7 protein-coding genes are annotated in these 15267 nt (G+C 44.0%); 3 read left to right on the top strand and 4 right to left on the bottom strand.

The window, feature by feature from the left end; genetic code table 11:
• Positions 1–80 precede the first annotated feature (80 nt).
• From EDC56_RS13760 to EDC56_RS13750, 3 genes are all read left to right on the top strand, one after another.
• Positions 81–1259, top strand: coding sequence for a hypothetical protein (locus EDC56_RS13760; RefSeq protein WP_148059414.1), 1179 nt, complete (start codon positions 81–83; stop codon positions 1257–1259).
• A gap of 234 nt (positions 1260–1493) precedes the next feature.
• A complete protein-coding gene (locus tag EDC56_RS13755; protein WP_211333698.1) occupies positions 1494–2042 on the top strand; it encodes a cytochrome b in 549 nt (182 codons plus the stop codon).
• 337 nt (positions 2043–2379) lie between these two features.
• The gene (locus EDC56_RS13750; protein WP_123713147.1) at positions 2380–2676 is read left to right on the top strand and encodes a c-type cytochrome; all 297 of its coding nucleotides are present in this window, start codon (positions 2380–2382) and stop codon (positions 2674–2676) included.
• Positions 2677–2771: 95 nt separating this feature from the next.
• Here the strand turns inward: EDC56_RS13750 and EDC56_RS13745 are convergent, their stop codons facing one another.
• The 4 genes from EDC56_RS13745 to EDC56_RS13730 form a co-directional block, all read right to left on the bottom strand.
• Positions 2772–5618, bottom strand: coding sequence for a hypothetical protein (locus EDC56_RS13745; protein WP_123713146.1), 2847 nt, complete (start codon positions 5616–5618; stop codon positions 2772–2774).
• Between the two features lie 62 nt (positions 5619–5680).
• A complete protein-coding gene (locus tag EDC56_RS13740; protein WP_123713145.1) occupies positions 5681–9679 on the bottom strand; it encodes a hypothetical protein in 3999 nt (1332 codons plus the stop codon).
• 2 nt (positions 9680–9681) lie between these two features.
• Positions 9682–12102, bottom strand: coding sequence for a hypothetical protein (locus EDC56_RS13735; RefSeq protein ID WP_123713144.1), 2421 nt, complete (start codon positions 12100–12102; stop codon positions 9682–9684).
• 77 nt (positions 12103–12179) lie between these two features.
• Positions 12180–15263 (bottom strand): DUF6603 domain-containing protein, encoded by a 3084-nt coding sequence (locus EDC56_RS13730; protein WP_162844197.1) that lies wholly within the window; start codon positions 15261–15263, stop codon positions 12180–12182.
• Between the last annotated feature and the right edge of the window lie 4 nt (positions 15264–15267).

The raw sequence follows: 15267 nt of genomic DNA, 5'->3' as shown, positions 1-15267 counted from the left end.
CAAAAATCTAACCGGCTAACACTGTAAATAAGAATCCCCACTCGATTGAATCTAGTCGGGTGGGTGGTTAAGGATAAATTATGTCGATGAAAACACTCTGCTGTACTTTTCTTGTGCTGATGACACCCTTGAGTTCATATGGTGGTGAGTGGGAGGTCTTACCACAACCGTTGGCCTCTGGATTGAGTAACAAAACCAAAGAGATGGGTAAGGACTTATTAATCACCAATACGCATATCAATAAGTCATATTTAAAAAATGATTTATTAAATAGCAGTGAAAAAGTACATGAGGTCATTACAACGCCCGATTTAAAAGGCAAGAAAATCATAGCGGACCACAAAGGTAGAAGCTATGTTGTTGAATTTGATGGAGGTAAGGCCTCGGCTAAGTGGTTAGCTTTGAATGACACTAAGGATGAACTTCGTTTTGGCGGAGAGGTGTTTTCTTGGCGTGAGAATGACAGACCTGAGAGTATTATTAATTACAGTATGGATCTTAATGATATTTTAGTTAAGTTGTCTAAGGCTAAGGGAAGGCTGCAGATAAGTTATCTGAGGCCTTTAAGCAAACATAGAAACTTAACCTACTCTAGGCCGATAGATATTAAGCTGCCTGATGGTGCAAAGCTTTGTGATGCGACGCTAGACTTTTTCAATATCGATTACACCAGTTATGGTGAGGCCATTGTTTTATATTCTTATTATAAGAATTCGAAGTATATGTTAGCGGCAAGCACCGTCACTAATATTGGGGGCAGTAATAATGAAGTGAATACGGTGGCTCTGCCTGAATGGTCGCAAGACCTGCATCTTCATGCGTGCCCAAGTTTAGCTACCGTGATGTATAATGATCATCAAGGTGGTAATTATGATTACAGTGCCGCAGTATATTTCGACCTTGATATCAACGATAATCTAAAACCAAGCAAGATAATAAATGATGTTGATTGGGTGCCTGTTTACATTCCAACAAAGAAAGATCGTCAGACGATAGTTAGTGGTCAGCTTTCAGTTGCGACATTAAGGTTAATCAAGCAAGCAGGATATTTTACCTATCATCAGCTGTATAATGCTATTGCTGACAATTTAGGCCTTGTTATTGCTGATGAGATGTCTGTTGAAATACCGGCGGATGAAGAGTTGCGAGAGGCGATCACTAGCACCTTAGGTTTATATACACCCAGCGAAACAGTTGATTATCTTCAGCCCCTATTTTTAAAATACTTATCTGAAGTCAATACGCCGCCAAGCGACTAGTATTTGCGTTCGGCAATATCGGCACTAGGGCAGTCGAATTATTTTAATGATGCATACATTATTCAAAGGCAAGGATGGTTGTCATAAGTTATTAATTTACATAATTTCTCCATAATATCGTCGATTAATTTATGGCTATTTTTCTCAAATTACTGCTTTAAGCGCCTTGATGTGAGGCGTGGTGGTTTAATGATCCCTGCTATATTTAATGTAGGGTGATAGAGGGAAGTCAACGTGAAACTCGATACGGCAGATCAATTAAGTGCGATAACGAAAATGCTTCACTGGCTTGTTGCAATCTTTATGATTGCGCTGCTTTTTGCCGGCGTGTATATGGTAGAGACGGAAGCTGGTTGGCTTTATCCGTGGCACAAGTCTTTCGGCTTTTTATTGCTGTTTATTGTTATTGTAAGAGTTGCTTGGCGTATTAAGAACGGCTGGCCTAGCCCTGTCGGGCAGTATTCGACGATTGAGTTATCGCTTTCAAAGTTCATCCACTGGCTACTCATTTTAGGAACGCTATTGCTGCCTATATCAGGCTTACTGATGTCCTATTATGCAGGCCATGGTATCGATATGTTCGGCTTAGAGGTGATCGGTAAAAATATTGACCCCGAAAACCCGGAAAAGGCCATTGCGCATAGCAAGGCTTTGGCCTCATTCTTCCACAGCGTCCACCACTGGTCGGGTTATATCATCATTGCTGCCGTTACTCTCCATGTCGTCGGCGCTTTAAAGCACCATTTTGTCGATAAAGATGAGACGATGAAGCGTATGTTGTAGCTGCTGGGCTAAACGAGTGCTAGGCATCAGCCACCTTCAGCAATAAAAGCCGAGCAAGGTGTTACAACGGCCTAGCTTGTTTATGCAGTGTGAGTGCTGAAATGCGCAGCCGAACGGATCCCACTAAGAGTTTACTGTGCGATTGTGATTTCGTTCTCATCGAAGAAGCATATTTGTAGCGATATATTGTGATCTTTACGCCTATTATGAAGGCGTTTAAAATGCGTTGCTCTCTACGAACTCAATAGCTTAGAATAGTAAAAATAAGTCTGCCTAGCGCTTTGATTGGCGTAACAAGGGTGGCGTTATATTGTATTTTTTACTCAGGAGAGAGCGTATGAAAGGGATGTTAGCAATGACTATCGTTGCAGGAATGGCTTTATCAGCTTCTGCGTTGGCAGCTGATGGTAAAGCGATCTACGATAAGTCGTGTCACGTATGCCATGCTATGGGGGTTGCAGAGGCGCCAAAGGCGCATGATGTCGCTGCTTGGGCGCCCCGGCTTGGGCAAGGGATGCCTGCATTAATTGCAGTAGTGAAATCGGGTAAGGGGGCGATGCCGCCAGGTGGTATGTGTTCTGATTGCACCGATGAGGAATATAAGTTGGCCATTGAGTTCATGTCGACTCAGTAAGTGAGCTTAAATTTGTCACCGACGTTACCTCACCCGATACTGCATCAATATCGAGTGAGGTAAGGCTATTGGTGTGTGTTTATTCTAAGGTGTGGTTACAACACTCTAATCAGTTTGAGTAAGCCGACATAGGCCGGTATGGATGATCTTTCGTGAGTCCAGCCATTGGTAGTATGTTGGTGACCGTTATGTTTATCGGTATAGCCATCAAATGGTTTCCCTCCAAGTAAACCGTAGTATCCACTACCTTCAGTGCCGGTACCATCTCCCCAGTTTATGACTGACCACCTCGAGCCGCTACTGTTATAAGTAGACATTTTTTTTCCCGAAAACCAGCACCAGTTATGGTTATGGCTTCCAGCAGTGTCTGTTTTGTAATCGGAATAATGTTTGTGGGTATCCGCCCCGCCTGTGGTGTACCCGCCTTTATCTTTAACATTATTCTCGCTGGCACCACGTACAAATTTGTCGATTAGGTCTGGCAGAACTTTACCATCGAAAGCCGGGCTGTATGCAACTTCATGGTTTGAATTAAGAGTTCTGCCGTCAGCAATTGCCCAACCTGGTGGTAGCTTGGTGTCTGCGTTAGGTCTCCACCAGTCAATGACTGTACCGATCGGCACGATACCATGGCCTTTAAACTCACCACTGCCAGGAATAACCACGTCAGATGTTACTGTGAGTGTGTCACTAATAGCGACGTCAGACGTTACAGTGAGTGTATCGCTAATAGCGACATTCCCTTGAACATCTAAGCTGGCCTGAGGTGCTTTGTCTTTAGTACCGATCCCCACACCGGCGAAATTCTCCGATTGTGTTGATACACCACCCACCAAGTTGGCCAAATCACGGGTTGTTTTCGTGATAGGTAATGAAAAGCTATGGTCTCCCTCGTTCTTTACGCCTTGAAACTCAACTTGAGCAAAGCAGGTTCCAGCCCAGCTGTTGATCATTATATTATCGATTTCAATGATCAGGGATTCATTAGCTTCAAGGGAGAACTTCTCATCACTGTCTTTGCAGTTAAAAGTGAACGAGCCTGCAGCAGCATGGTAATCATTAGAGGTACTGCTGTCAGGCAGAGTGAGCGAGCAGGCCTCACCAGATTTTTCCACGGAGGTGCATAATGATTTGATTTGATCCAAAACACTCTTTTCATCCCTATCTTCAGCAGCTGGTGCCGGAGGGGCGATAGGTAATCTGACGATGATGGCGTCATTAAACACTATTTTCTTACTTGAGTGGTTATGTACGGTAAATACAAGCTTTGACGATGCTTGGTCAACAACAGTCCCTTTTGGGGCATTGTAGCTGACATTAAGTGGATATAACTCCTCGAGAAGTTGGAAGCGTTTATTATTGAATTCAGCCCTGAGGTCTACTTCTGCATTTAATGCGAGAGCATGCTCTGTTAATAGCTCAATCGCTTGGTGAGACTCAACGCCTGTCCTCTCAGTGATGCTTCGTGATGTCTCACTTAACAGTAAGTCTTTGGCTGCCTGCTTGTCCTTTTCGCTATCTGATGAGGCGTCAATGAGATCTAACTTATCTTGTATTTCTTGTTTTTTGTTCTTTAAAGTATTTAAGGTGGTTATTTTAGACAGACTTTCTTCAATGCTTCCAACTTTAGCATCTGCTTTATTAACATCATCTCGAATCCCAGTGATTACACTGTTGTTGCTGGATTCGTTGAATACATTAATAGCGTTGGTAGTGTCGCCTTGAATTGTCTTTTCAGATGAAAATTGCATGTTCTTGTAATAAAAGGCAAATTTAGTATCTCTTGCACCTTCACCTTTATTGGCTGAACTGTACTCAAATACAAAATTAAGTGTTGCTTTTGGGTTGATTTCAATGGCTTTTTTGCACGCGAAGAAAATAGACCAGCTGGCATCGTCGTTGTTTCGCGTAGGAGCTGAAATATTCCAGTCTTCGGTTGTTTCAAACTGCTGTTCTACTTCTTGCCCATTGCTATCAAAAGAGACGTTGAAATCAGGATGCTTTGTTTGATCATCAAAGGTTTTGTTCTTAAATCGAAGCTCGAAGTGAAAGTTTTCACTGCTGGCTGTAACGGATTGCAGCGTATTTAGCTTAATTGATTCTTCATTAATATTTTTAATTTCGACAGCTTGTTGAATGTTTCCAGTAGAGTCGACGATCATTAAGTTGTTGGTGAAGCTGGACCAATCACCTTCACCTGGGTTGGTGAGTGTGGCTGATAGAGGGTAGACCTCGGGTGCTGCGTCTTCGGCTGATGGCAGGCTCTGATAAAAGTCCTGCAATATTTCCGCAAGCGATAGTGCGCGGTTATAAAAATGTTGGTGAGCAAGGTAAATCTCACCACTGTCACAGCGGAACTGTACGTCAGGCTTTTTGTCTGTCGCTTCGAAATTACCGCCGCCTTCGACCCAGCCGTGCCATGCATTAGGGGCGTCGACGGATTCAGATAGAGCAGGTATGTCTCCTGCGTTGGCATACCATTCTGCCGTGTAAATGACGCCTTCGTGTACGACTACACTGCCGCCAGGGTATCCTTTGTCTGAGGTCCAGGTAACTGGTTGCGCCTTACCGGCCAAGGTTCCATTGACATAAACAGTGAGCTCATTTTGTTGTTTGACAATCGTAATATGCAACCACTGCTGGTCGGGAAGGGTATAGGTGCATTCTTTTTCAGCGGTATGTAAAAGGCCATTTTTGTCGAACTTCCAACCGATGTTATTCAAAAAGTTAAAGGTTGATCCGGCCTCATTGTTACGTAACCATACTGTACACGTAGAGTCAGCGATGTTAAGTGCGACGTCATCTGGTTTACCGAAATCAAGTGTTTCCCCCGTTTTTAAGACCGCGCACTTGCCGAACCTTTCTTCATCGACAACCTTTGCGTCTGGCAAAAGGTCATTGGAGTTTAATGGAAACGCTATCGCATCTGTTAAATCGTACATTCTATTATCTCCTACGCATATCGCGTATAAAGTTGTAGCGCCTTAACGCTTGAAAGGATTTGTTAAGCTAAGTGAATTGGTTTTAACCAACCCTCGATGATCTGAACCTTGTTATCTAGCGCAGGCAAGCCCTGAGCAGGCATTATTTCCGGTAGGAATGAGGCTTGCAGGCATTTCGAGACCTCTTCAATTGAGCAAGTATAATCGTTCTCTTTAAGCTCGCCTTGATGGTAATAAGCATGATCTTGATTGTCTGTTTTTGGCTTTAAGTAACTTGATGCTATTAACTTATTCCAGTCAGACTCTCTGGCTGATAAGACCTCTTCAGTGATTGTTTCTGCATCCTGTGAGGCGTCGAAATAGTTAATGAAGCGGCTTTTATCTGCGACTTTCAGGCTTAAAGTGCTTTCGATGTAAGTCTCTTTATCATCCCCCCCCTTGTTGACAGGGCGTGACTTGATTTGCTGCCAACACCAACCCTTCTCAAGTGGTAGAGGAATTGATAAGTCATTCTTTGGTGTCAATATTGGGGCAGCAAAGTAGTCTGGTTGCATTTTTTCTAATACATCTTTATAAACCGTAGGGTCAATCAGCAGGCGTTTTTTGGGCAGTATGCCGGAGGTTGCATGGACGGCGCACTGAGGGTCCATTAATAGCAAAAGTGAGGTTGCCCGCTTTTCAATGCTTAGCTGTAAATTGTCGACACCTTGAGACTTCGTATTGTCAATGTAATCATTGATAGAATGATCGTCCGAGTTCTCTGCAGTGTTAAAACTTGCGCCATCAATGTAATTACCAGCGTCAGACATATCAGACTGTGGGAAGTAGCCGCGCTGTGAAAGGGCGGCATTATCTTGCTCTGGCCAATAAGCCACTAAACCATCGTCTAAGTTGTTGTACTCACCTAGTTTTACGGGGAATTTAACCTTGGTAAAGCCGCGGTTATTTCTCTGGTTGTTTTTCAAATCATAATTTATCGCATCGAAACTCTTGTTAACTTCAGACTCACCCAAAAGCTGAAGGTTAATGCTTGCTTTGACAATTGCTAACGGCTTGTATGGCATGCCCGAAGAAGACAGCTGAGTTTGTAGGGGCTCAATGTTATCTTGAGACCGTAAAATCGCCTTTTTAAACTGAGGGAGATAGTTGACCGTAGTTGAAGATGCCTCAATCAGTTGTTGCCCATCTTCGAAGTTCTTTTCAAGGTCTGTCGGCCAGTCTTGTTTTTGTACTGGCTTTAAATAGGCTTTTGTCTCGTCACCGTAGGGGTGTAAGATGCCAGATTTCACCAGCTCATCCCATACCTTTTGACTGCTTTGTCGAATAATCAGATTTTTTTCAATGCGGTTTTTGTTATGAAAGCTTAATGCTTTTGTTACAAATTTATTGAGATCGACACTTTTAGGGTTAGTTAGTCGTGTCTGAGCACCATAGCGGTCGACCCAAAGACCATCAGGGTTGATGGCGCCATAATGTGTACCGTCAGCGCTATAGATCACTAGGCTATCGTCAAAATGGTTGTAACATAGCCAGCCGCAAATAGGTGAGCTCATCGAATCATCACTGGCGTTAACATTTTTCCAGCGAAACATCAGCCTACTTGGTTGTACTAGGCGAGGAGGGGTATATAGCTCGTTGTTACGAGTGCTGGTTTCTGGACGATTGATAAGGCCGCAGTCGAGTGCTTTAAACCGTCCGAATGTGTCGATGACTTCCACTACATTTACTTTGGTTGAACCACTTTTTATAGGTAAGAAGTGGTCGTCTGGGTATGGTAATTTGAAGTTCTTATTATTTAGCTGCTCTCTTACCCTGTCAGTAATGTTATCTTCAAATCCAAGTGAGGGAGAAAATTTAGAGGGGTCATCTGCGACTAACATCGTATCGTTGGAATACATCAAGAGCTTTTCATGGAAGCCTTCTAAAACTGGCATCATGCAGTGACTTTCTTCGAACTTAGTGATTAAACGTTTAATGTTATTGAAAACAGTGTTGTCACTGCTTTTTGATTGGCTACTTAGGTATTTGTGAATTTTTTTCTCGATAGGTGACTTACCTGAAAAGGTGAGCAGTGATCGGCCTTTTACCGTTGTAGATTCTTTCTGAGGTGTGACGGCTTCGCTGAGGTTGTTCAGCATAAGGTCAATTCCGGCGCTTGGTAGCCCATATTCTCCGTCGTTGAGTGGAATACGGTAGTTGGACGAGATAAACTCTTCGTCATAGTTGCTTTCGCCTACTTTGCCACTACTGAACGTACGGCTGTCAGGGTAAACATTGACTTTCCACTCGATCATTAAAGGCGACCAAGGCTGTTTCCCCCATGTATTAACAGCGAGTCCTTCGGAGTAAAGTGCGGCTGTATTATCAGCTTTGACTAACCAAGATTTTAATGTATCGCTACCGGTATTAACCAACTGGCATTTCAGTTTTTCATCGTCAGCATAGAGTGGAACATCAGTTGTTTGCTTGGCGACGTCTCCAGCAATAAGGAGCGATGGGTTGCTAGGCTGCCAATATCGTGAACCTGGGACCAGCAAAAGCGGGTTTTTGACGACACCTAATTGATCACATGTTTTTTTGTTGCTGTCTACACTAGACATTGAGTCGGTATACACCTGTTTGATACTAGCCTCTAGTGTATTCACCTCTTCTTCTAACTGATTGGCTCTATCTTGATAGGCTTCAAGTTGTGGTAACGTATTTCGTTCAATAAGTAATCGTACGATCTGGGGGTCAACATCGCTCAGAGCTGCGTATTCGCCTGGATGCAAGCGTAACATGTATTTACTCCAATCATTGTAGAGTAAACGCGTGTAGTGCCGGCAGCTCAGCTGAATGGTATTCAGCTGCTCTTTGAGTGTGTTTAAGCGGTTTAAGCTACTCTGCTGTTTCTTTTTGAAGGTTGAGAACACTGCTTTTATGTTGTTTTTCTCATCTATCGTTAGCGTGGAATCATCAAATAGACCCGACTCATCGACGTACTCATAGAGTTTTCCTGAAGTAACAGGCGTAAATTCATTTTTATGTCGAGCTTGTTTTAAATGATCGACAAAATCTATATTTTTCCCTGAGGTGTCATCGTTAAATAACAGGGACTGTATTTGATTTTCGAGTTGTAGCTTACTACCATCGACACCTTCACTGTCGTTGAATTCATTGGCAATAAATGCTGCTGCAGCCTCATAGGGGCTTTTTGCTAATGTGATGCTTGTTTTAGACAGGTCTATGCCGTCTTCCTGGTAATGAGCCTCCATTGTAGAAAAGCAGACCTTTCCATAGCACAGCATGCCTGTTTGCTTTGTAAGGCCATCGGTACTGTTGATTAGATCGCTTAATTCCGCAGCATTTTTAGCAATATCTGCGCCGTCTTTATTTAATATATTATAGACATAGTCATCGCTTTTATCGGCATACCAGCCATACACCTCATAGTTGTAGTTTTTGGTTTCTCTCCCTGATAGTTCGTCATCATAGGCGCCAAAGACACTATAACAGTCTGTATAAAGGGCAGAGAAATAGGGGTTTCCCCAGCCTAAACCATTCAGCGATGGTAGATAATCATGCCCTGTTTTGGCTTCTTCGTTCCATTCCTCGAGTGTAACCTGGCGGCCAAGATAGCGATAGGGCGGGAGGGTGGTGCTCTCACTTTTCGCTATGGTGTTTGGTATGCAAATAGCTCGATTAGGCTTACTGCCAACGGGATGTAAGTAGTCGCTTTCAACAACCCATTGCTTTCCTTTATCAGGATCACTTTTATGCTTACGTATCACTAACCAGCGATTGGGTACCGATGGCATGCTTAGCTGGTTACCTTCTCTCTTGCCATGTAACAGCATGTCAGGTAATTTCCAGTGCAAATGAATGCCCGGTTCTAAATTGTAATAATTGTCAAAGGGCTTTACCGTTATTGAAGATGACAGGTTCGCTGTTTGAGTGTTTATTGTTGTGTTGTTCTCGTCGACATAAGGCAGCCGGGTGTATTGGTCCTTAGTCGTTACTGCTTGAATAGTGCTATCTGCCACTAGAGCATCGACTTTTATAGGCACGCATAAAATATTCATTTTTAATCCTTATCGGTTACTACAAATTCGACTTTAGGTTCACCTTTGAGCATGAAACGGCCTAATCGTGCTGACTTAATCTGCGTTAGGTTGTTGACAAACTTCTGTTCACTTTCTTCGGTCATGTTTGTGCTTTTTTTGATTTTATTTAAAATATTATCAGCTAACTCTTTTACTTGAATAATCCCTAGGTCAGTGTCAAATAGCGGCACCTTCGTTTTCTCATCGTCATCACCATCGGCAGCCACTTTTATCGAGTGGCCTTTAAAATTGAGGATTTTATAGTAGGAGTCTGAATCACTCCGTTTGCTGATGCCGTAATGCAAACTCTCAATTGGTAGTGATAGTGAAAGGTAGTTGAAGGGCTCTTTTGTCAGGAATAACTGCGTATCCGGCGCTAGGTTATGCTCTGCTATGATTTCGATGGCTGGCGTCTTCTCTGGAATTTTATAAGGTGAAGATAGGTCAGCTAATAACCTGAACTCCGCGACTAGCTCTGGATAGGCCCAGACCACATCCGAACGTAGTAAGGCGCCGTGTGTTGGAATAGCGCTTTTTAATTTCTTGTAGAAATAGTCGAATAACTCGTAAGTGAGTTCAGGTCGTCCGTTTAATGATAGGGCCCCTAGCCATAAGCTTTGGATCCACTTACTATCAATACTAAAGGTTCGAACACTCGCGGTAGGCAGCAGCTCGGGGTCGGCAATTAAGCACCAGGTTGGGATGTTATTCAACTCGGCTAGTGAAATCAGCCAATCACCAACTTCTTTCTCTTGTGCGTCGAGCTTTTCAGTATTGAGCTTCGCATAGGGTAGCGTATCGATGTAGATACCATTTTCTTCCGCGATGGATTTTCTTGACGCGTCATCTTTGCTTAATTTTACATAGCGCGCTTTAGCTGATTTAAATTGTGATAGCAGCTGGGTGTACTCACTATTTTTAAAGGAAAGTAATCGGCCGAGCTCGTAAGCTGACGAATAATTGACATCAAAAAGGCCGCTGTCTTCATCAATACATAGCAGTCTGTCAGCATCTGAAGTTTCAAAAGTATATTCATCTACCTGATTGCTATCATCTTCATCCTTTGGTTGAAGAATTTTACCCCGCTCAGCAGGTGTTAAATCGCCACTATTCCCACCCTTCATCGTGGGTGAAAACGGGCCACGATACCATGAGGCAGACTGCGCTCCTTGGCGTAGCTGATGTGGCAGTGCGACATATCCCGAACATAAACGCTGGTACAGCGCCGTGCTGCCCGTTAGTTGTGCTTGCTCACGTTTCTCCTCAGTAAGCCTAAAAGAATCAACGTCAAGTTTGCTTGTGCGATCTTGAAAGTTAACTTGTGATGGCGTGCAGGTATAGGACCAGGCAGTGAGCACGATAAAGCGCAGCATTGCATCGTCGTCTAATTCGTTGATTTCATTGATGGTGTCTTTTTTTAAATACTGCTCTAATGATACGACTAAAGCATGATTCTTGGTGCCTTCGGGGTAGGTTAGATGATCGGCTTGCCCTAACCGGTTTGATACTAATACGGAAAGTTCACGCTTTAGTGTGCATACTTGTAGTGTTGCTTTTTTCGAGCTGCCATCTATCGGTTTTATTGTATCGATTAAGATATCACCGTTATCGGGGTCGCTGATTAGCCAGCTCACACTCTCGACAATAACAACGACATTTTCTGCTGTTTTAGGTAGATTGAATGTATCGTGGATATTACTTGTGCCTAACTTAAAGACTGAGGCGTTGAGCGTGTCGATGATGCCTTTTTCAACGTCAATATTGATGGGGTCGCCTAGGGTGTCAGTGGCTTGTGGTTGCCATCGTCGCCTGATGTGGGCTAAGTACTCTATTTGATCCTTGTTTGAACTAATGTCTTTGTCGTCACGACAAAATAGCTTTCTAAAAAGCGATTTTTTAATATCAACGGTTTTAACGCTCTGCTGTGTAACAGAGAGGTCGTCAACTAGCTGTTGTTTTTGTGCTTTTGGGAAGTAAGCACCATTATCAAGTGCTGTTAATAAACAGTTGTCGTTAAAAGTGGCTCTACCATTGTCAATGTCAAGTTGGTTGACGCCCATTAAATACAGCCAAGGTTCGTTATCAGCGGTGTTATCAGTGTTATCACCCTTGTTAAGGTAGGCTGACCTTAACCAGGGCAAAGTGCCCTTTTTAAAGGAGATATGCGGCATGATCGTGGTGAAGTCGCCAATATCGCCAGGGTGCGGGAACTGCGCAAAAATGTCGTCTTGTGCAATATCGACCCTTGTGCCCGTCGCGCGTATATTGATTTTACTTTCTTTTTTTTCGGTTGGTGAATTACTCGCCGGATCACCGTATTGATGGGTCACTGTAAAGCGGTAATCACCGGCCTCTAACTTAGGTTTTCTGTAGTCAATAAACTGTAGCTGGTCGTCTGTCATAATAGGGTCCTAAGCATTAGCCTTAGCCGGAAACAGGCTGTTAAGGCTAAAGTGGGTGAGTGGCAAAGACGTTATGTTTAAGCGCTATACACCTTTGGTAAGCCAATAAATGTTTCGTCTACCCCTTTGTTCAGTAAAAGGGTTAAATCGATGTCAGTGTCATGATCGAAGAAATCTGCAATAGTTTGTCGTTGAACGGTATTATTGGTACTTGTTAAAGCCTCAATAATATCTTCTTCTGTTCTCTCTTTAGGCTGGCAGGCAAGCGCTTCTGCCCACTGCCAGCCAGCATCCTCCTCGTCAACATCGGAATAACTAAAGTCATCGGCATCCAGTGCTTCGGTTACCGTTGGTTTGTGTTTCGTTGCTGCAACAAGCCGCACACCGGTCATTAGTTTCGTCAGTGAGTTGGTACTGATTAGTTCGTCCTGGTCCTGTGCTTTACCCCAAGTGGCGCTTGGAAAGTTTTTATCTAGGCTGTCAGCGATTGTGAACTCGATGGATTGTTCGTTCTTACATTCAATCTCCATGCTCCAGTTATTGACCATAGGATTGTCATCGACTGGGCCGAGATAAAATGTCTCACCTTTGCGATGACTGCTTTCACTGTTATTTTCAATTGTGCTAATTGAATATAATGGGATCGGGCTATTGATCTCGATGGTGGCCTCGTCCGGGTCAATGACTAACCATTCCCCCTCATCATCATTAACTGTTTTGCTCTGACCACCGGTGATGTTGAATTCAGCAAACGTTGTCTCAGCAGAAACTGGGATGTAGTTATCTTTGAAGCTGCTCCAGCTAATGGTGGATGTCTTGCCGCTATCACTACCAAACTCGATGCTAAATGAGAATATGGACAGGCTAATATCTGCCTCACCTGCGAATTCAGGCCCCCATATGTGCAGGTCGGCACCGAGTTCTGCGCCGATCGTTCTACTACCTAAGAAGCCAAAGCTAATTTCAATCTCTGCACCCAGGTTGATGTGGAATTTGGCATCATAGTGGAAGGGCTCCCACGTCATTAAAAAGTCGAGGCTGGTATCAAACCAGGCTGATACACAGCCCGCATCGAAGCTAGCCGATAAATTACCGCCGGCCATGATCATTGCCGGTGTTAAAGCGGCATACATTCCGCCCTTCATCGATAGTTCAGAGCTGACTTGCCAGCGAAAGCCTAATCTAGGGACATCAGGGTAGTGGTCTGGCTTTTGATAATCGGGATGGTAACCACCGATGGAAACAACAAAATCCCCGGCGTGCTCGCCTTTAAACCAGGAGTAATAGGCAAAACCACCGGTTAGCTTACAGTCTTTCGATAACACATAGCTGTTATCGGTCAGCACGGACTCCAGCCTTAAACAGCCGCGATCGGGCTCGAAGGAGACGCTGTAGTTCATCTCGATATTGGCGATGGGGTTTTTATTGGCCTTAATTGCTGGCAGTCGCATATTGGAGGTGCCGACCAAGTGTATGGCGAGCTGCTGGCCAAATTCGACCATCAGCACCGCGACGGAGTCGACTAATTTAAAGGAGTTGAACTTGATGCCGGCGGCAATCATGTTCTGGCCGGCGGTCGCAGGTAGGTAGGCGCTTAAAGCTGTTGATTGGGTTTTGAGCTTTTCTAATTCATCAGCATCCAATGTCTTTCCGACACTTGTACCGTCTTTTAGTACAGAGACGAGTGGGAAATTTTGTATTTGATCGAGTGCGGGTAGCTTAATGCCACGGTTATAGCCAAAGCCGAGGGCCATCCCTTCGACAAAAAAGGCCGGGACTCCGCCTATTGGATAATTAACGGCAAGATAGGCAAATAGAGACTTCTGGCCATCGCTGAGTTCAGAATATAAAGCCAAAGCATTCAGGGAGAGCGTTTTTGTTGTTAAGGCAAGCTGGCCAGAGTACTCATCACGCTGGGTTTCCGGATTTTTTTCACGAAGCATCCCACCCATCAATGAAAAGCTGGCTGTTTTTAAATAAAACTCTAGGCCGGCCAAGTCAAAGCTGAGTGCCTGCCTAATATTACCCTCCATCACCTGTTTGACATCGAGGTTCAGTACCAGTTGTTGCAGGATCAACTGAAAGCTGGCTAACTTTAAACTACCATCCATATGCAGGTTGACGAGGCCATCGCTATAACCGATGTTTAATCCTTCTAAAGCAATGGGGCCTAGACTTTTACCCTTTACTTTCCCGCTATTACTGGTTTGCTCTACCTGGCTATCAGTAGCGTTATTCTGATTGTTTTTTTCTGCTTCTGCTTCTGCTTCTGCTTCTGCTTCTGCTTCTGCTTTTTTCGCTTCTGGTGTTTCAGTGTTGTCCTCGCTAGCAGCCTGAGCTTTCTTATCGTCTTTAAAGGCATCGTTGTTGAGCGGGATGTAAATCGGCAAGAGTTTATCTGATAGGGTGATATTGGCCAGTATTGACACCCCTGAACTCAATTGTTCATTAGGGAAAGTGCTGATCAGTGGCCCGTCTGCCAGATTGGCTAATAATGGCTGAGTTTGGTCGTTGCCGGGTTTTAACGCGAATAACTCCGCTATTTCTATCGCGGTAAGGGGCGTGCTTGCACAAACAAAACAAGCATCTATTGAAAAGTCGGGCAGGTTGTTGGTTTCAACGAGCGGAACGATGTCTCGAAGGTTAATGCCATCAACGGGTTTGGCGAGTAGTAGTATTTTCGTGCTACTTTTAGTGGCGCCTGATGGGATATATTTTTTAAAATAAACTTGAATTGATAAATGCTGGGTTTCTACGGCAAAGACAGCAGACGTTTGTTTGCCCATGCGAAAGGAAAATTCTACATCTTCAAAGTTAATCGTTGATGAACTTGTATTGAGGTCGGGAAGGCATGATTTAAAACCGGAATAAAACGAGTTAAAATCGCCCAGGTCAGCAACACCTTCGATGCTGCTATTGATTTTTTCGAGCATCGGCGCTAGCGCGCTGGAGATGTCGAGTTTTGGTGTTGTTGCGGTCTGTCCTCGATCTTTTTCGAAACTATTGATCAAGCTGGGGAATAGGTAGTCGTCACTGATCTTACCTGAAATAATCACGTCACCGTCTTTGCGGATGATGCTGAGTTCAGGGGCCAGTGCACTATCCGCACCCTCTGGAAGCCAGAAGGCAAGCGCCAAGCCTTTGTCGTTTTGGTTTGTCATACTG

The sequence above is a fragment of the Sinobacterium caligoides genome, from assembly GCF_003752585.1.
Taxonomy (GTDB): Bacteria; Pseudomonadota; Gammaproteobacteria; order Pseudomonadales; family Sinobacteriaceae; genus Sinobacterium; species Sinobacterium caligoides.
The sequence above is the reverse complement of the archived record's forward strand: the minus strand, read 5'-3'. Positions and strand labels throughout refer to the sequence as shown.

Excerpts from the sequence above, each read along its gene's own strand:
- EDC56_RS13760 (WP_148059414.1), top strand. The coding sequence starts at position 81 with ATGTCGATGAAAACACTCTGCTGTACTTTTCTTGTGCTGATGACACCC.
- EDC56_RS13750 (WP_123713147.1), top strand. The coding sequence starts at position 2,380 with ATGAAAGGGATGTTAGCAATGACTATCGTTGCAGGAATGGCTTTATCA.
- EDC56_RS13745 (WP_123713146.1), bottom strand. The coding sequence starts at position 5,618 with ATGTACGATTTAACAGATGCGATAGCGTTTCCATTAAACTCCAATGAC.
- EDC56_RS13740 (WP_123713145.1), bottom strand. The coding sequence starts at position 9,679 with ATGAATATTTTATGCGTGCCTATAAAAGTCGATGCTCTAGTGGCAGAT.
- EDC56_RS13735 (WP_123713144.1), bottom strand. The coding sequence starts at position 12,102 with ATGACAGACGACCAGCTACAGTTTATTGACTACAGAAAACCTAAGTTA.
- EDC56_RS13730 (WP_162844197.1), bottom strand. The coding sequence starts at position 15,263 with ATGACAAACCAAAACGACAAAGGCTTGGCGCTTGCCTTCTGGCTTCCA.